General features: G+C 59.2%; 17 protein-coding genes. 3 read left to right on the forward strand and 14 right to left on the reverse strand.

Annotation, left to right across the window (positions count from 1 at the left end; all coding sequences use genetic code 11):
* Nucleotides 1-257 precede the first annotated feature (257 nt).
* Nucleotides 258-725, reverse strand: a complete 468-nt coding sequence (locus tag ACWR1S_RS23340; protein WP_038369175.1) for a ferritin-like domain-containing protein — start codon at nucleotides 723-725, stop codon at nucleotides 258-260.
* A gap of 205 nt (nucleotides 726-930) precedes the next feature.
* Between ACWR1S_RS23340 and ACWR1S_RS23345 the strand changes: the two genes are divergently transcribed.
* Together ACWR1S_RS23345 and ACWR1S_RS23350 are read left to right on the forward strand one after the other, a co-directional pair.
* Complete coding sequence (locus ACWR1S_RS23345) at nucleotides 931-1,167, forward strand: DUF3820 family protein (RefSeq protein WP_003213031.1); 237 nt, start codon at nucleotides 931-933, stop codon at nucleotides 1,165-1,167.
* 29 nt (nucleotides 1,168-1,196) lie between these two features.
* A complete protein-coding gene (locus tag ACWR1S_RS23350) occupies nucleotides 1,197-2,378 on the forward strand; it encodes an aminotransferase class V-fold PLP-dependent enzyme (protein WP_454565163.1) in 1,182 nt (393 codons plus the stop codon).
* Here the strand turns inward: ACWR1S_RS23350 and ACWR1S_RS23355 are convergent.
* From ACWR1S_RS23355 to zwf, 4 genes are all read right to left on the reverse strand, one after another.
* The gene (locus ACWR1S_RS23355; RefSeq protein WP_454565164.1) at nucleotides 2,375-2,950 is read right to left on the reverse strand and encodes a hypothetical protein; all 576 of its coding nucleotides are present in this window, start codon (nucleotides 2,948-2,950) and stop codon (nucleotides 2,375-2,377) included. The genes ACWR1S_RS23350 and ACWR1S_RS23355 overlap by 4 nt on opposite strands.
* Nucleotides 2,951-3,230: 280 nt before the next feature.
* A complete protein-coding gene (locus ACWR1S_RS23360) occupies nucleotides 3,231-3,896 on the reverse strand; it encodes a bifunctional 4-hydroxy-2-oxoglutarate aldolase/2-dehydro-3-deoxy-phosphogluconate aldolase (protein ID WP_454565165.1) in 666 nt (221 codons plus the stop codon).
* 17 nt (nucleotides 3,897-3,913) lie between these two features.
* Nucleotides 3,914-4,627, reverse strand: coding sequence for a 6-phosphogluconolactonase (pgl, locus tag ACWR1S_RS23365; protein ID WP_454565166.1), 714 nt, complete (start codon nucleotides 4,625-4,627; stop codon nucleotides 3,914-3,916).
* Nucleotides 4,614-6,080 carry a glucose-6-phosphate dehydrogenase gene (gene zwf, locus ACWR1S_RS23370; RefSeq protein ID WP_077574250.1) on the reverse strand — a complete coding sequence of 489 codons (1,467 nt, stop codon included), beginning with the start codon at nucleotides 6,078-6,080 and terminating at the stop codon, nucleotides 4,614-4,616. Before zwf ends, pgl begins: the two co-directional genes overlap by 14 nt.
* A 226-nt stretch (nucleotides 6,081-6,306) precedes the next feature.
* On the opposite strand from zwf, the gene ACWR1S_RS23375 reads away from it, so the two are divergent.
* Nucleotides 6,307-7,167, forward strand: coding sequence for a MurR/RpiR family transcriptional regulator (locus ACWR1S_RS23375; RefSeq protein ID WP_171057240.1), 861 nt, complete (start codon nucleotides 6,307-6,309; stop codon nucleotides 7,165-7,167).
* Nucleotides 7,168-7,401: 234 nt separating this feature from the next.
* Here ACWR1S_RS23375 and ACWR1S_RS23380 read toward each other — a convergent pair whose 3' ends face one another.
* The 9 genes from ACWR1S_RS23380 to ACWR1S_RS23420 all read right to left on the reverse strand — a co-directional run bounded on the left by ACWR1S_RS23380 (nucleotide 7,402) and on the right by ACWR1S_RS23420 (nucleotide 18,071).
* Nucleotides 7,402-8,256, reverse strand: a complete 855-nt coding sequence (locus ACWR1S_RS23380) for a D-hexose-6-phosphate mutarotase (protein ID WP_454565167.1) — start codon at nucleotides 8,254-8,256, stop codon at nucleotides 7,402-7,404.
* 113 nt (nucleotides 8,257-8,369) lie between these two features.
* Nucleotides 8,370-9,719 carry a carbohydrate porin gene (locus ACWR1S_RS23385; RefSeq protein ID WP_454565168.1) on the reverse strand — a complete coding sequence of 450 codons (1,350 nt, stop codon included), beginning with the start codon at nucleotides 9,717-9,719 and terminating at the stop codon, nucleotides 8,370-8,372.
* A 192-nt stretch (nucleotides 9,720-9,911) separates the two neighbouring features.
* The gene (locus ACWR1S_RS23390) at nucleotides 9,912-11,072 is read right to left on the reverse strand and encodes an ABC transporter ATP-binding protein (protein WP_454565169.1); all 1,161 of its coding nucleotides are present in this window, start codon (nucleotides 11,070-11,072) and stop codon (nucleotides 9,912-9,914) included.
* A gap of 2 nt (nucleotides 11,073-11,074) precedes the next feature.
* On the reverse strand, nucleotides 11,075-11,920 hold the full coding sequence (locus tag ACWR1S_RS23395) for a carbohydrate ABC transporter permease (RefSeq protein WP_077574252.1): 846 nt from the start codon (nucleotides 11,918-11,920) through the stop codon (nucleotides 11,075-11,077).
* Entirely contained in the window at nucleotides 11,913-12,821 is a 909-nt protein-coding gene (locus tag ACWR1S_RS23400; RefSeq protein ID WP_007917874.1) for a carbohydrate ABC transporter permease, read from the reverse strand. Before ACWR1S_RS23400 ends, ACWR1S_RS23395 begins: the two co-directional genes overlap by 8 nt.
* Before the next feature lie 71 nt (nucleotides 12,822-12,892).
* Nucleotides 12,893-14,194 carry an ABC transporter substrate-binding protein gene (locus ACWR1S_RS23405; protein WP_016983700.1) on the reverse strand — a complete coding sequence of 434 codons (1,302 nt, stop codon included), beginning with the start codon at nucleotides 14,192-14,194 and terminating at the stop codon, nucleotides 12,893-12,895.
* 118 nt (nucleotides 14,195-14,312) lie between these two features.
* Nucleotides 14,313-15,572: a D-mannose isomerase gene (locus ACWR1S_RS23410; RefSeq protein ID WP_454565170.1), complete on the reverse strand. Its 1,260-nt coding sequence runs from the start codon at nucleotides 15,570-15,572 to the stop codon at nucleotides 14,313-14,315.
* 308 nt (nucleotides 15,573-15,880) lie between these two features.
* Complete coding sequence (locus ACWR1S_RS23415; RefSeq protein WP_454565171.1) at nucleotides 15,881-17,350, reverse strand: ATP-binding protein; 1,470 nt, start codon at nucleotides 17,348-17,350, stop codon at nucleotides 15,881-15,883.
* A complete protein-coding gene (locus ACWR1S_RS23420; RefSeq protein WP_007917879.1) occupies nucleotides 17,340-18,071 on the reverse strand; it encodes a response regulator in 732 nt (243 codons plus the stop codon). The genes ACWR1S_RS23415 and ACWR1S_RS23420 overlap by 11 nt, the downstream gene beginning before the upstream one ends.
* Between the last annotated feature and the right edge of the window lie 16 nt (nucleotides 18,072-18,087).

Raw genomic sequence — 18,087 nt, forward strand, 5'->3', positions numbered from 1 at the left:
TGGTGTGTCAAGTACAGTTTTTCCCCCTCACCCCAGCCCTCTCCCCCAGGGGGGCGAGGGGGAAAGGGAGCCGATCTTGATGCTTTTCAGAACCTGAGTTCACCCCAGATCGCTCACGTCGTTGTATCTCCAACATCCACCTCGGTCAGTCCCCTCTCCCTCCGGGAGAGGGCTAGGGTGAGGGGCCCTTGCTTTGGCTCTCTCCCAGACATAAAAAAACGCCAGACTAGCTGGCGTTTTTTGTACCCGGCGAACGCTTACGAACGAGCGCGAGCCTGATTACGCAACGCTTTCACCTGATCGTGATTACGTTGTACGCCGTGGTACTGGCGTTCAACCAGATCACGAATACCCACCAGGTTGTGCTTGTTGATTTTCTCGAGAGCTTCTTTGTAAGCCTTCAGGGCATGGTCTTCACCACGCTCGGCTTCATTCAGCACAGCTTCTTCGTCTTTGCCGGTGAACATGGCTTTGACGTCGACCCAACGACGGTGCAGATCACCGCTGACGCTGGTCGAGGTTTCAGGATCGCCGCCCAACTTGCGAACTTCGGCCTGCAGTTCAGCGGCAGCAGTGGCGCAATCGGCAGAGCGAGTGACAAACAGGGTTTTCAGTTCTGGATGCTTGATGTCTTCAGCGCAAGTCTTGAACCCTTCCTGACCGTCCTTGCTGGTTTCAATCAGGTCATTGAGTACAGAGATGGCTTCTTTATTCATGTCGGTCATTTTTCAATTCCTTGCGATCGGTGGAAGATGCAAGGGATATTGCAGTGTGCGTGCCAGCTTTTTTATTAAGTAAAAACTTTTATTTATCAACAACTTAAATATAAGTGAACTATCTGTATCACGGTTATTTGCATGATCTGTCATTTGGCCTGCATGCAGAATGCCTGTATTTTCCTGATTGTTTTGAAGCCAGACGAAAACCCTGATGAATCCCGAAAAACTCGAATTGCTGATCACCCGCGAAATGCCTTTCGGCAAGTACAAGGGCCGGATCATTGCCGACCTGCCGGGGCCATACCTGAATTGGTTTGCCCGCGAAGGTTTCCCGCATGGCGAACTCGGTGGCTTGCTCGCGCTGATGCAGGAGATCGACCATAACGGCCTGTCGGAATTGCTCGAACCGCTGCGCGCCAAACACGGCAAACCTGCCCCGCGCCATTGAAGCGCCCTCCTCTCTAGAGTCAGCCGACCATGCCCGATAACACCCGCCGCGCCCGTGACGAAGCCTTTTGGCAAACGTTCGCCGACCGTTACGACGTTCAACCCGGCCCCGTGAACCTGGAAAACGGTTACTTCGGGCGCATGTCGCGCACGGTGATCGAGGAGTACCAGCGCAATATCGAGCTGATCAACACCAGCAACTCGGTGTATGTGCGCCAGCGTTTCGAACAGCACGACAACCTCGATATCCGTGCGCAACTGGCCGAGCTGATCGGCGTGCGGGCGCAGAGCGTGGCGTTCACTCGCAATGCCACCGAAGGCTTGCAATCACTGATCCGCAACTACAATCGCCTGCAGCCAGGCGATCAAGTGCTGATCAGTGATCTGGAATACGATACGGTCAAAGGCGCCATGCGCTGGCTGGCCAGACATCGCGGCGCCGAGGTGATCGAGATTGCCCACGCGCACCCGGCGAGCTACGACAGCCTGCTGGAGACTTACCGCGAGGCGTTCGTCGGTCACCCGAAACTCAAGCTGATGGCCCTGACGCACGTCACTCACCGCACCGGTCTGGTCATGCCCGTGCAAGCCATCGCCGCGCTCGCCAAAGAGCATGGCGTCGATGTCATCCTCGACGGCGCCCATGCGCTCGGTCAGATCGAGTTTGATCTTGAAGCGCTGGGCATTTCTTTCGCTGGCTATAACCTGCACAAATGGATCGGCGCACCGCTCACCCTCGGTTTCCTCTACATCGCGCCGCAACGCTTGGCCGATATCGATCCGGACATGGACGAAATGCATTACCCGGGCAATGACATCCGGGCACGCACGTCGTACAGCACGCCCAACATTCCGGCGCTGATGACCTTGCCGCTGGTGTTCGAAGAGCATCGCTCACTCGGCGGTGCACCGGCCAAAGGCGCTCGCGTCAATTATCTGCGCAATCTGTGGGTCAGCGCGGTGCGACACTTGCCGGGCATCGAGGTAATGACGCCAGATGATCCACGGCTGTATTGCGGCATCACATCGCTGCGTTTCACCCGCCACGATGATCAACAGGCGATGGCCGAGCGTCTGCTCAACGACTACAACCTATTCACCGTGGTGCGCAATGGCGCGGCCAGCGGGCCGAGCATCCGCATTACACCGGGGCTGACCACCACCGCTGGCGACATGCAGTTGCTGGTCCGCGCGCTGAACGAGCTGCGCTAAAACACTGTGATCAGGTATTTGTCGTAGCCCGCCACGCCGATCTGCGATGACAGTGCAAAAGTGTCGACGCCGATCGTCAGGTTGCCGAAGTAGCCGTCCTCCGGACCAGCGTCCGTGATCGGGCGCAACGCCAGCCGAACGGCATCGTTATCAACGGCTGTGCAATTGCAGGCACAGGGCAAATGCAGGCGCCCCGCCCAGGCTTCCTGGTACAACTGCGGCTGTTGATCGTCATTGGCGATGGCAACGCTCAGAGCGATGCACGAAAAGGCAGTTTGCCGATCCGGGTAAAGGCTGGTGAAACGAACGATGCCTTTACTGTCGGTCGACTGACTGCCGCACAGTGTGTCAGTGCCAATGTGCTGCTCGATGCGGACCACGGCGCCGCTGACCGGCTCGCCGGTCATGGCATCAACCAGGGTCAGCCGCAATACAAGGGGCAAACCTTCGATGCCGGCGCTGATGTTGCGCACCTTGCCCCTGCTGTTGTGCCAATCGAAACTGCCAACCACGGGCAACTGCCGCGGGCGCAGAGCGTTGATTGATAAAGCGACAGATTGATGGTCGTCCATGAGGCGTTCTCTCTTCCGTAAGATGAACGCAGATTAGCGCCACGCAAACGCGGCTGTGCGGTAACTATGTATCGCGTCGTAACGGTGTCGATGTAGGAGCTGCCGAAGGCTGCGATCTTTTGATGTTGGCGCTCAAGAGCAACGTCAAAAGATCGCAGCCTCGTTTCACTCGACAGCTCCTACATAGCTTCTCCATAGCAATTTTCAGGCAAAAAAAAACGGTGCACCGACCAAGCGCACCGTAAAGCCGTAGAACACACAACGAAGTGTCTGGTAACAATCAATCCAGCAGCGCCAGTGCCTCGGCGGTGCATTCCTGAATGCGCGCCCAGTCGCCGTTCTTGATCCATTCCGGATCAAGCATCCAGCTACCGCCCACGCACATGACGTTTTTCAGCGCCATGTAGCTCTTGATATTGGCCGGACCGACGCCGCCAGTCGGGCAGAATTTCACTTCGCCGAACGGGCCACCGAGGGCCTTGATGGCTGCCACGCCACCGCTGACTTCAGCCGGGAACAGTTTGAAGCGGCGATAGCCCAGACCGTAGCCTTCCATGATGCCGGAGGCGTTGCTGATGCCCGGCAACAGTGGAATCGGGCTATCGACGCTGGCTTCCAGCAGGTCACGGGTAATACCCGGAGTGACGATGAATTGCGAACCGGCGGCTTCGGCCGCCGCAAGCATGTTGCGATCGAGCACGGTGCCGGCGCCGGTCATCAGTTCCGGACGCTGGTCGCGCAGGATCTGAATGGCCTTGAGACCGAACTGCGAACGCAGGGTCACTTCCAGTGCGGTCAGACCACCGGCGGCCAGGGCGTCGGCCAGTGGCAGCACGTCCTGTTCGCGAGCGATGGTGATCACCGGCAGGATCCGCGCCTTGGCGCAGAGGTTGTCGATCAGGGCAACTTTGTCCGCCATGGAAACGGTCGGGGATGGGGTTGTCATAGCGGCTGTTCCTTGGCTCATGGGCACCAGTAAATCTCTAACGTAGGTTGCAGAAACGCGCGCACCGGCATGGCGGCGACGTCGTCGGATGCCAGTGCGGCATTCAGGGTGGTCAGTTTCGATTGACCGGAAATCGACAGAATCTTGTGCTTGGCCGAGGCCAGCAGCGCACGGCTCATGGTCAGGCGCTGCCGCGGCACGCTCGGCGCCAGCATCGGCCAGCAACGGCGGCTGCCGTCGGCCTGCAAGGCTTCGGCGAGGTTCGGGCTGTCGGGGAACAGCGACGCGGTGTGGCCGTCATCGCCCATGCCCAACACCAGCACATCAATCGGCGGCAACTCGGCGAGCAGACGATCAGCCTGTTCCGCAGCCTGCTCGACGTTGGCCGCCGCGCTATAAAGGCTGAGGAACTGCGCCTTGGCCGCCGGGCCTTTGAGCAGATATTGCTTGAGCAGGCCGGCATTGCTGTCGGCGTGTTCAACCGGTACCCAGCGTTCATCGGCGAGGGTCACGACGACCTTCGACCAGTCCAGCTCCTGCTTGGCCAGGTGCTGGAAAAACGCCACCGGGCTACGACCGCCCGACACCACCAGCACCGCGTTGCCGCGTGCAGCAATGGCCTCGCTCAATTGCTTGGCAACGTTCAGCGCCAGACCTTCAGCCAACAACACCGGGCTGTTGAATTCGTGGGCATTTACGCCCACCGGCAGTTGCACATTAGATATCGCCATACCACGACCTCCCGTCCCGCGTGATCAATGCAATGGAGCTCATCGGCCCCCACGACCCGGCCGCATACGGCTTGGGCGCATCACCGGATTTTTTCCATCCGGCGATCAACTGGTCACACCATTTCCACGCGGCTTCGATTTCATCTTTACGGACAAACAGGTTCTGATTGCCGTTCATCACTTCCAGCAACAACCGCTCGTAGGCATCGGGGATCCGCGCGCTACGCCAGGTGTCGGAGAAATTCAGTTGCAGCGGGCCGCTGCGCAGTTGCATGCCTTTGTCCAGGCCCTGCTCTTTGGTCATCACGCGCAAGGAAATGCCTTCGTCCGGTTGCAGGCGAATGATCAGTTTGTTGCTGATCTGCAAGCGCTGCTCAGGGGCGAAGATGTAGTGCGACGGTTCCTTGAAGTGGATGACGATCTGCGACAGTTTCTGCGGCATGCGCTTGCCGGTACGCAGGTAGAACGGCACGCCGGCCCAGCGCCAGTTGCGGATATCGGCACGCAAAGCGACGAAGGTTTCGGTGTCGCTCTGGGTATTGGAATTCGGTTCTTCGAGGTAACCCGGTACCGATTTGCCTTCACTGTGGCCGGCGATGTACTGGCCGCGCACGACCTGAGTGGTGAGGCCCTCCGGGCTGATTGGCGCCAGTGCTTTGAGCACTTTTACTTTCTCGTCACGGATGCTGTCGGCGGATAGATCAGCCGGCGGGTCCATGGCGATCAGGCAGAGCAACTGCAACAGGTGATTCTGGATCATGTCGCGCAGTTGGCCGGCCTTGTCGAAGTAGCCCCAACGGCCTTCGATGCCGACCTTCTCGGCCACGGTGATTTCCACGTGGGAGATGTAATTCTGGTTCCACTGGGTTTCGAAAAGACTGTTGGCGAAACGCAGGGCGATCAGGTTCTGAACGGTTTCTTTGCCCAAATAGTGATCGATGCGGTAGGTGCGGTTCTCCGGGAAGAACTGCGCCACGGCGTCATTCACTTTGCGCGACGATTCGAGGTCGGAACCGATCGGTTTTTCCAGCACCACGCGGGTGTTTTCCGCCAGACCGACTTTCGCCAGGTTCTCGCAAATCGCGCCGTACACCGCGGCCGGTGTGGCGAAGTAGGCAATCATGCGTTGCGTGCTGCCAGCCAGTTCGGCCAGCGCCACATAATCTTCGGATTTGAGGAAGTCGACGTGCAGGTAGGTCAGGCGTGCGAGAAAACGCTCGGCGACGGCCTCGTCCAGCTCTTTGCCTACATAGCGGCGCAGTTCGGCGGCAATGAACGCCATGTGCTGTTGCTGGGAACCTTCTTCACGGGCCAGCGCGATGATCCGCGTGTCCTCGTGCAGCAGGTCGGCGCCATCAAGATGATAAAGGGCAGGAAACAGCTTGCGCAGGGCCAGATCGCCAAGCGCGCCGAACAAGGCAAAGGTGCACGGTTCAACCGTAATCGAAGGCATGATGTTTGTTCTTTTATCAAGTTAAGCTACAAATACCTTTTTTCAAGGCATCACTCAAGGGAAAATGTAGTAATAACCACAACATTTTCGCAAAATACAGATTCCGAGTGGTGGTCGGTCGGAGCCATCAGTAGGATAGGCCACCGTTACGGGCCATTTCAAAGGCCCAATTTGCATAGCCCGGCGCACCTTTGCGCAGGTGAATTAGGAATTCCATATGGACCGCGTGCGAAATTTACTGGAACAGATCCAGAGTCGCCTTGAAGACCTGAACAAGGCCGAACGCAAAGTCGCCGAGGTGATCCTGCTCAACCCGCAGCAGGCCACCCGCTTCAGCATCGCCGCCCTCGCCCAGGCCGCCTCGGTGAGCGAACCGACGGTCAACCGTTTCTGCCGTTCGTTCGGCGTCAGCGGCTATCCCGAACTCAAGCTGCAACTGGCGCAGAGCCTGGCCAGCGGCGCGGCATACGTCAGCCGCGCGGTCGAAGCCGATGACAATCCCGAGGCGTACACGCAAAAGATTTTCGGCAGCGCCATCGCCTCGCTGGACAGCGCTTGTCAGGCGCTGGACCCGAATCTGATCAGCCGCGCCGTCGACCTGTTGATTCAGGCGCGGCAGATCCACTTCTTCGGCCTCGGGGCTTCGGCACCGGTGGCGCTGGATGCGCAGCACAAGTTCTTCCGTTTCAACCTGGCGGTCACGGCGCATGCCGATGTGTTGATGCAGCGGATGATTGCATCGGTGGCGCACACCGGTGAGTTGTTCGTGATTATTTCCTACACCGGCCGTACCCGTGAGCTGGTGGAAGTGGCGCGCATTGCCCGCGAGAACGGTGCTTCCGTGCTGGGCCTGACGGCGGAAAATTCGCCACTCGCCAAGGCGAGTACCTTGAGCCTGAATATTCCGCTGCCGGAAGACACCGACATCTATATGCCGATGACGTCGCGGATCATTCAGTTGACCGTGCTGGATGTGTTGGCGACGGGGATGACCTTGCGTCGTGGCGTGGACTTCCAGCCGCATTTGCGCAAGATCAAAGAGAGTTTGAATGCCAGCCGGTATCCGGTGGGTGACGAGTTCAATTGAGGCGTTAAAAGCGAAAAGCCAACCCTCACCCCAGCCCTCTCCCGGAGGGAGAGGGGGCCGACCGAGGTGCTCTCAGGAGTTACATCGACCTGAACGTTCAAACCGACCTCAGGTTTGGCCAAGCCAAGATCACCGTTGTAGTCGCAAGTCGGTGGACATAGCCAATCCAACTCGGTAAGTCCCCTCTCCCTCCGGGAGAGGGCTAGGGTGAGGGTAGCGGTGTACTTGACACACTCAAGCCGCCGCCCACGCCTGCAAACTCAAATGCGCCTTCTCCCCCGGCGCCAAGTGCAAGCTGTCAGTCCCACCCGCCGCCGCTTCAACACAGACAAACTCCAACACCTCGTCCCAACTCACGCCCAACAACGGCCGTGCCCCGGGATGCCACACCACCGTGTCGGCGCTGTCACCGGTATCAATGCACAACTCACGCTGCCAGGCATGATCTTTCAGCTGCAATTCGCCGTCATGCTGGAACACCCGCTGACAACCGCCATCCACCCGCAACTCGCCTTCCTGCTGGCAAACCTGGCGATTCAACTGGTCATAACCCTGCGCCCCTTCGAGCCCAGACAGCGCTATCTCACCGACATCGCCAATACGCCAGTAAGCATGCAAAGCCTGGCTCAACTGGCACGGCATGTCGTCCTGATGCTCGGTGCTCAGGCGTAACTCCATGCGTTCGCCCAAATGCGCATGCAGGTCGACCTGCCAGTCGCACAGCTGTAACTGCCAGTGCAAGCGCACGCCGTCGTCAGCAGTGCTGCTGTCGAGCAATTTCCAGTCGAGCAACCGCGCCCAGCCATGCGATGGCCAAGCGTTTTCGCTCGGATGACGGCCGTACCACGGCCAGCACACCGGCACCCCGCCACGGATCGCACCGACATGCGGCCACTTCGCCGCACACCACAACCACGGCTTTTGCCCACGTGGCTGAAAGTGCAGCAACTGCGCACCCTGGCGACTGAACACCGCCTGACACAGCGGATGATCGATCACCAACACGTCGCGCATCTGATAGCGCTCCCAGGCGAACACCGGTTGTTCACGCAGGGATTTGAAGAAGCGTTGCAGCGGATGCTCATGCATTGGCCACGGTTCCGAATTCAACTGTCACGGGGATTACTGCCCCTCAAAAAAAAGCGGACAGCCTGGGCTGTCCGCAAATATGCGCACATAGAGAGGAGCTTATCGCAGACGCGTTAGAACGTAGACTGAATTTTCAGGCCAGCGACCAATGCGTTGTCCACTTCATCCACACCACCCGGGTGAGTGATGTATTGCAGGTTAGGACGTACGGTCAGCCAGTTGGTGACGTGGAAGCCGTAGTTGATCTCGTAGTTGTATTCGGTTTCACGAATCGGCGAGAACACCGGATTGTCGTAATCCGACACACCGTTGGAAACGTTCAGCAGCTCGGCGTTTTTCTTCACGTCATCGTTGACGTGGATACGTGCCGCGCCGATACCGACGTCATCCTTCGGACGCGCGTCGAACGGGCCTTTGTAGACAAACATCACCGACTGATAGTTGTCGATGAAGTTGGTGTCTTTGTCGTGGAAGGTGGCGTTGGCCGCAATGTTCAGGCCGCGAGAAGCATCACCGTTGTGGCTGGTGAGTTGCTGTTGCGCGACGAACCAGTAGCCGCTTTTGCTGCTGTGGGTCTTGTACGCGTCGCCCGTGGTAGCAGCGTCGAAACCGTTGACGTCTTCACGAACGTCGCTGGCATCAGCCGTGCTCTTGTAGTAACCGACGCGGTATTCGCCCGGCAGGCTGTTGACCTTCGGCGACCAGACCAACTCGACCGGCAACACAGTACCGGCGGTGCCGCTGCCGCTGAGTTTGAAGCCGTTGCCGTGTTCCAGCTGCGACGGGTTCTGGTTGTACGCACCGATCTGCGCGTAGAGCTCGTCGTTGATGTTGTACTTCACGCGGATCGCGGCCTGGCTGACGGGCCAGTTGTACCAGATGTTGGTCGCCCAGTTACCCACTTGGGAACCGCAGAACGCCAGGTTCTGGAAGTCGCACGGGAAGGTGTTGAAGTCTTCGCCTTCACCGAAGTAACCGGCCTTGACGTCGAGTTTGTTGTCGAAGAACTGGTGCTGAATCCACAACTGGGTCAGACGCACCATGTGGCCACGGCCGTAGACTTCTTGCGAGGAACTCAAGGTGCCGGCACGCGGATCGCCAACGCGGTCGTTGGAGATGTTGTAGCCGTTACGGTTGGTCAGCTGGATCTTCGCCTGAGTGTTATCCCAGCCCCACAGCTTTTGCAGATCGAGTGCCACGCCCAGACCGAACTGGTCAGCGTAACGCGCGGTCTTGTCGTCGTTGTAGCCACCGTGCAGGTTGCCACCGACTTCCCCAACGTAGTCGGCCTTGATGTCGATACCCTGCTCGATCAGCTTGGTACGCTCGCCACCCCAGTCACCGGTCATCCATTTCGAATCGGAACTGAAGGCATCCGCCGCCATGGCGTTACCGGCCAGCACCAAGGCCGCCGCAGCCGACACTTGGCAGATCAACCGGGCATTGACGTGTTTCTTTTTCATCCCTACATCCTCGTCTTTATTGTTATTAACTGTTTTTATCTAACGCGGTTTACATAAAGTGCGATGGATAACAGGCCATCCACCGCGTGCTCCTTTGTGGGAGCGAGCCTGCTCGCGAATGCGGTGTATCAGGCGACATCAATGTGGATGTCAGACCGCTTTCGCGAGCAGGCTCGCTCCTACATTTGTTCCTCAGCGGCCTTTGAATTGCGCCACGTTCGCAGACCGCGCATCGGTCTGTGGTTGCCCGGCAGTGCCCAGTCGCTCGCCCGTGTTGGCATCGAACAACAACACTTTCGACGGATCGAATTGCAGCGTCAGGCTCTCGCCCACCTGCGGTGCCACGTCTGGCGCCAGACGGCAGCAGACCTTGGTTTGATTCAGATTGACGAACACCAAGGTGTCCGGACCGGTCGGCTCGGTGACCTGCACTTCGGCACGAATGCTTGGCAAGCCATTGCCTTCGCCGTTCGACAGAACGATCTGTTCCGGGCGCAGGCCGAGGATCACTTCGCGATCTTCAAGGCCGGCATCCTGCATGCTCATCGGCAATTCGCAACGGGCCTGGCCGCTGTCGAGCAGCGCCAGCAGACGACCGTCCTTGCGTTGCAAACGCAGCGGAATGAAGTTCATCGGCGGCGAACCGATGAAGCTCGCGACGAACAGGTTGGCCGGATCGTTGTAGATCTCTTTCGGCGTACCGAACTGCTGAATGATGCCGTCCTTCATTACCGCAACCTTGTCGCCCAAGGTCATCGCTTCGATCTGGTCGTGGGTCACGTAGACCGTGGTGGTTTTCAGGCGCTGGTGCATCAGTTTCATTTCGGTGCGCATCTCGACGCGCAGCTTGGCGTCGAGGTTGGACAGTGGTTCGTCGAACAGATAGATCTTCGGCCGACGCGCCAGCGCACGGCCCATCGCCACGCGCTGTTGCTGACCACCGGAAAGCTGACCCGGCTTGCGATTGAGCAAGTGTTCGATCTGCAGCAGTTTGGCCACGCGCGCGACTTCTTCGTCGATCGCCGCCTGAGGCATCTTGCGAATCTTCAAGCCGAATTCGATGTTCTCGCGCACGCTCATGGTCGGGTACAGCGCATAGGACTGGAACACCATGGCGATGTCGCGATCTTTCGGGCTCATGCCGCTGACGTCTTGATCACCGATCATGATCGCGCCGCCGGTGATGGTTTCCAGACCGGCGATGCAGTTCATCAACGTCGATTTGCCGCAGCCCGACGGGCCGACGAGGATCAGGAATTCGCCTTCCTTGATCGACAGTTCGATGTTCTTCAGGGTGTCCGGCAGGCCGGCACCGTAGGTCTTGTTTACGTTGCGAAGTTCGAGCGTTGCCATGATTACCCCTTGACTGCGCCGGCCGTCAGCCCGCGCACGAAATACTTGCCTGCGACCACATAGACCAGCAGGGTCGGCAGGCCGGCGATCATCGCCGCTGCCATATCAACGTTGTATTCCTTGGCGCCGGTGCTGGTGTTGACCAGGTTGTTCAGCGCTACCGTGATCGGCTGCGAATCACCACTGGAGAACACCACACCGAACAGGAAGTCGTTCCAGATCTGGGTGAACTGCCAGATCAGGCAGACCATGATGATCGGCGTCGACATCGGCAGAATGATGCGGCGGAAAATCGTGAAGAAACCCGCGCCATCCAGGCGTGCGGCTTTCACCAGCGCATCCGGAATGCTCACGTAGTAGTTACGGAAGAACAGCGTAGTAAACGCCAGACCGTAAACCACGTGGATAAACACCAGGCCGGTGGTGGTGCTCGCCAGGCCCATTTTGCCGAGGGTGAACGAGGCCGGCAGCAGCACGGTCTGGAACGGCAGGAAGCAGCCGAACAACAACAGACCGAAGAACAACTGCGAACCGCGGAAGCGCCAGAACGACAGCACATAACCGTTCAATGCGCCGATGCCGGTAGAGATGATCACAGCCGGCACGGTGATCTTGATCGAGTTCCAGAAGTAACCGTCAACCGTGGCCCAGGCCTTGACCCAGCCGATGCCGCTGACCACGGTCGGCCAGCTCAGCAGGTTGCCGGTGCTGATGTCTTCCGGGGTCTTGAAGCTGGTCAGCAACATCACCACCAGCGGCACCAGATACAGCAGTACGGCGAGGATCAGCACCGCGTAGATCGCGATGCGACTCAGGCTGATCGCAGGTTTGGCAGCGAGACTAGTCATTGCGCTTGGTCCTCAGCTCGGAATACAGGTAAGGCACGATGATCGCGAGGATCGCACCGAGCATCAGAATTGCACTGGCCGAGCCCATGCCCATCTGGCCGCGACTGAAGGTGAAGGAATACATGAACATCGCCGGCAGGTCGGAGGAGTAACCCGGACCACCAGCGGTCATCGCCGCGACGAGGTCGAAGCTCTTGATCGCGATATGCGCCAGAATCATCACCGCACTGAAGAACACCGGACGCAGGCTGGGCAGCACCACTTTCCAGTAGATCGTCGGCATGCTCGCGCCGTCGATCTGTGCAGCGCGGATAATCGATTGATCAACGCCACGCAGGCCGGCGAGGAACATCGCCATGATGAAGCCCGAGGCTTGCCAGACAGCGGCGATCACCAGGCAATACACCACACGATCCGGGTCGATCAGCCAGTCGAGACGGAAGCCTTCCCAGCCCCAGTCACGCAACAATTTGTCCAGGCCCATGCCCGGGTTGAGCAGCCATTTCCACGCGGTACCGGTGACGATCATCGAGAGCGCCATCGGGTACAGGTAAATGGTGCGGATAAAGCCTTCGCGACGGATGCGCTGGTCGAGGAACACCGCCAGCAACACGCCGATCACCAGGGTGATGCCGATGAACATGCCGCCGAACACCGCGAGGTTTTTACTCGCGACCCACCAGCGGTCGTTGTCGAACAACCGCGCGTATTGCGCCAGGCCGGCCCACTTGTAGTTGGGCAGGAAAGTCGAGGTGGTGAACGACAGCACGAACGTCCACAGGATGTAGCCATAGAAGCCCACCAGCACGATGAACATGCTCGGCGCCAGCACCAGTTTGGGTAGCCAGCGTTGCAATGCATCGAACGGCGAGGCCTTGCTGAACACAGCAACAGAACTCATGGGGAAATCCAGTACAGGGAATAAAAACTACAGTGATATCCCTTGTGGGAGCGAGCCTGCGCTAACGACGCTTATTTGGACGACTTGATCGCTGCACCCAGTTTCTTGGCAGTGTCGGCCGGGTCGGCTTTCGGGTCGTTGATGTAGTTGGTCACGACATCAAAGAACGCGCCTTGCACGGCCAGCGTGGTCGCCATGTTGTGCGCCATGCTTGGCTGCAGCCCGCCGGACTTGGCGTCCGCCAGGAAGTCTTTGGCAGCGGTTTGCGCGCAAGAGTCGAAGCCGAGCTTGTCCATGTTGTTCAACATGTCGTTGCGCACCGGGATCGAACCTTTGTTGATGCTGAAGACTTTCTGGAAGTTTTCACCCAGCACGACTTTGGCGATGTCCTGCTGACCGGCCGCAGTGCCGGCGTCCTTCTGCTTGAACACGGCCAGCGAATCGATGTTGTAGGTGAACGCCTTGTCGGTGCCCGGGAAGGCGACGCACTCGTAGTCCTTGCCAGCGACTTTCTTGGCGGCGGTCCATTCGGACTTGGCCCAGTCACCCATGATCTGCATGCCGGCCTTGCCATTGATGACTTTGGCCGCTTCCAGGTTCCAGTCCTGACCTTTGCCATCGGCGTCCATGTAGGTCGCGACTTTCTTCAGCTCGGTCAGCGCCTTGACCATTTCCGGGCCGGTCAGCGCGGCGTTGTCCAGATCAACCAGGGCTTTCTTGTAACCATCGACACCCATGACCGAGAGCACCACGGCTTCGAACACGGTGCTGTCCTGCCAAGGCTGACCGCCGTGGGCCAGCGGAATGAAGCCCGCAGCCTTGAGCTTGTCGCCAGCGGCATAGAATTCTTCGAGGGTGGTCGGGTTCTTGGTGATCCCGGCTTTCTTGAACACTTCCGGGTTGATCCACAGCCAGTTCACGCGGTGAATGTTCACCGGTACGGCCACGTAATCACCGTCGTACTTCACGGTATCGGAGACTTTCTTGTCGAGCAGGCTGTCCCACTTTTCCGACTTGGCGACGTCTTTCAACACGTCGGTGTCGAGCAGACCGGTCGACGCCCATTCCTGAATGTCCGGGCCTTTGATCTGAGCAACGCCAGGCGGGTTGCCGGCAACGGCACGGCTTTTCAGCACGGTCATGGCAGTGGCACCGCCACCACCGGCGACAGCGCCGTCTTTCCAGGTGAAACCGTCTTTTTCGACTTGCGCCTTGAGCACATCAACGGCAGCTTTTTCACCACCGGACGTCCACCAGTGCACGACTTCGACCGAACCTTTGGATTCGGCAGCGGAAACACTGAGAGGCAGAATTGCGAGCGGGAACAGGGAGGCGACAGAAATGACAGTAGCGAGGCGAGAAATCGCATTCATCTGAGATGTACCTTTCTTGTTGTTATGCATGCAAGTCTGGTGCTTGCGCTGCACAGGAGTTTAAACAGGACGTTTCCCTTCGCAGGTAACGAAGGGACGCGCGAATGTCACCACATGGTTACACAGGACTGCTCTGGGACAAGTGCGCCAGCGCAGTCGCCATACTGGGTGACAAGGGTAGACGAGGGATCAGCACGGCTTGCCAGGCGTGATACAGATCGGGTTTGCCCGCCCAGATATCGGCACTCGGGACGTTTTGCGGGTTGAGTTCGTGGTGCCAACTGCCGTCGCAACGATCGATGAAATACGTTTCGCAGAATTCCCAGAACAGCCGGTACCAGGTTTCGTATTGCTCATCGCCGCTGCGTTTGAGCAAGGCACTGGCGGCGGCGCTGGCTTCGGCGTGCGTCCAGTGCAGGCGATGGCGGACCACGGCTTTGTTGTCCCAGTCGAGGGTGTAAACGATGCCCGGCAAACCATCGACGTTCCAGCCGTTGCGGCAATTGTTTTCGAAGAGTTTCTGCGCATCGGTCGCCAGCCAGCCGGGCGTGAGCATGCCGGCCTGCACCCGCGCCGCTTCGAGGTGCAGCAACAGCCGCGCCCACTCGAAACCGTGGCCCGGCGTAGTGCCGTAGGGGCGGAAACCATCGGCAGGATTGTCGTGGTTGTATTCGCGCAGTGGTTGCCAGTCGCGGTCAAAGTGTTCGATGACCATATAACCGTTGGCGGCAGCATGACCGTGGATCACCCGCTCGACGATGCGTTGCGCACGCACCAGCCAGCGCGGATCTTCAGTGACATCGGCCAGCGCGAGGAACGCCTCGGTCGCGTGCATGTTGCTGTTGGCGCCGCGATAGGCTTCTTCTTCGCTCCAGTCGCGGTTGAAGAATTCGCGCATGGCGCCCTCTTCTTCGCTCCAGAAATACGTGTCGATGATGTCGATGGCGTCATCCAGCAACGCTTGCGCGCCGGGACGCTGCGCGACTACCGCGGAACTGGCCGCCAGTGCGACAAAGGCATGCAGATAGGCATTCTTGCCGGTGTTGTCATCGCGGTGTTCAGCGACAGCAAACCAGCCGCCGTGCAGTGCATCACGCAACGGCCCGCGCAGGGCGGCGATGCCGTGATCGACCAGTTCGGCGAAACCCGGCAGGCCCTGAATATGGGCCATGGCGAAGCTGTGGGTCATGCGCGCGGTGTTCATGGTTTCGGCTTGCGCGTTCGCTGGCAGACGGCCGCGTTCGTCGAGGTTGCCGAAGCCTTCAGGCAGTTTTGACGCCTTGGCGAAACTCAGCAGGCGCAGGCCTTCGGCGGCGAGCCATTGCTGGTGGGCAGGGGCGTTCAGCCAACTGCTGAAGCCGGGTTGGAAGAGATCCATGGGTGGCCTTTTTTGTTGTTATGACTGCGGGGAGTCTAAACAACGGGTCGGGGTGGGCTTGTAACGAAGGGGGCGGGGTTTGTCACTGAGCGGTGACAAAGAGCTACCCTCACCCCAGCCCTCCCGAAACGTCGGACCGCCCGTAGGGAGAGGGGGCCGACCGAGGTGTAATGAGTTATCCGCCGACCTGATACATCGAGTCGATTATGGATTCGCTACCGGACTTCCAGGTCGGCGTATCTCTTCAACATCCCCCGATCAGTCCCCTCTACCTCTGGGAGAGGGCTAGGGTGAGGGAAGCTTTTGATTCAATCCACCGAACGCGGCAATTGCAAGGTCACCCGCAACCCACCCTCACGCAGATTCTGCAACGTCACTTCCCCACCATGGCTGTGGGCAATATTGCGCGCGATGCCCAACCCCAAGCCATACCCCTGCTGCTGCCCCGCCAGCCGGAAGTGCGGCTCAAACACCTGTTCCAGCCGCTGCTCCGGCACCCCCGGCCCCTCATCATCAACGTGCAAGACAAACGCGCTGTCATCGTCATCAATGTGCAGATGCGCGTTCTGCCCGTACTTCAAGGCGTTGTCGATCAGGTTGCCAATACAGCGCTTCAAAGCCAAAGGTTTACCCGGATACGCCGCCAACGCCCGACCATGCTGAGTCACGCGACCATTACCATTCGGTGCCAGATACGGCTCGACCAGACAATCAAGCACATGATTGAGGTCCACCGGTTCGATATTCTCGTGGATGTCAGTGTCTTTCACGCATTGCAGCGCGCCTTTGACCAGCAGCTCCAGTTCATCCAGATCGCGGCCGAATTTGGCTTGCAGCTTCTCGTCTTCAAGCAATTCGACGCGCAAACGCAAACGCGTGATCGGTGTACGCAGATCATGGGAGATCGCGCTGAACAACTGGCTGCGTTCGGTCAGGTAGCGGCTGATGCGTTCGCGCATGGTGTTGAACGCACGCCCCACTTCAACCACTTCGCTGCCGCCGCCCTCGGCCACCGGCTCGACGTCGGCGCCCAGCGACAGATCCCGCGCTGCCCGCGCCAGACGTTTGAGCGGCCGGCTCTGCCAGTGCACCAGCAGGCCGATGAACAGCAGCAGGAATCCGCTGGTGAGGACGATGAACCACACCTGCTGCGAGGGCAGGCCTTGCTCTTCAAGACTGGTGTACGGCTCTGGCAGCAGCGAGGCGATGTATAGCCATTCGCCCGGGGCCATCTGAATCTGTGTGACCAAAACGGGCGGATTGACCGGTTCCAGCGTTAGCGCGTAATGCGCCCACGAGCGTGGCAATTCATCGAGTTTCAGCCCCGCGTTGAAGATCCGCAGATCTTCGGGACTGACAAAGGTCACCGAAATATCCGTGTCATTGCCGAGGGTCTGGCGCAGCACTTCGTCGACCGCTTTCATCACCGCCGCTTTACGCGGCGTGACCGGCAGCACATCCATGCCCAGCGGTTTGTCGTTGAGGGTCACGACGAAGCGGGTGCCACCCATGCTGCGTAATTGATCGAGCACCAACGGTCGATAAGCCACCGGCAGCGAGCGGAAGTAACTGACGCTGGCGGTCATCGAATGAGCGAGGCTGCGGGCGCTGGTGACCAGGCCTTCGAGCTGCGTGGCGCGCAGTTGCGAGACCCAGATCACGCTCGACAACGTCTGCGCGAACAACACGGCAAGTAAGGTCAGCAGCAACATCCGCCCAAGCAGCGAACGCGGCACCGGCACCTTGGCGGCGAGTTTGCGCAGTGACTCAGTGAGCATTGCCGGCAACCACGTTGGCTGCCAGTTGATAGCCACTGCCGCGCACGGTGCGAATCAGTCGTGGCGGTTTTTCGGTGTCGCGCAGACGTTGGCGCAAACGGCTGACGGCCATGTCGACGATGCGATCGAGCGGCATCAGGTCGCGGCCACGGGTGGCGTTGCCGATGGTGTCGCGGTCGAGGATTTCCTGCGGGTGATCGAGGAACAGTTTCAGCAGGGCGAAGTCGGCACCTGAGAGAATCACTTCTTCGCCATCGGTGTGAAACAGGCGATGGCTGACCATGTCCAGGCGCCATTCATCAAAGGCCAGCACGTCGCTGCCACTGCGCTCCTGACCGAATTGCGCACGGCGCAGCAATGCCTTGATGCGCGCTTGCAGTTCGCGGGGGCTGAAGGGTTTGCCGAGGTAATCGTCGGCGCCGAGTTCCAGACCGATCACGCGGTCGGCTTCGTCGGAACTGGCGGTGAGCATGATGATCGGCACCTGCGCCTGACGCGGATGCTGACGCACCCAACGGCAGAGGCTGAAGCCGTCTTCGTCGGGCAGCATGACATCGAGGATCACCAGATCACTCGGCGCCTCGTTGAGCGCCTGACGGAAACTGGCACCGTCGGCGGTGGCCCGTACCTGAAACCCGGCGCGGGTCAGGTAGGTTTCCAGCAACTCGCGTATTTCCTGATCGTCATCGACCAACAATATCGACTTGTTGACTGAGCTCACTTCGAAGGCATCCTTG

The organism is Pseudomonas sp. AIG (genome assembly GCF_977020205.1).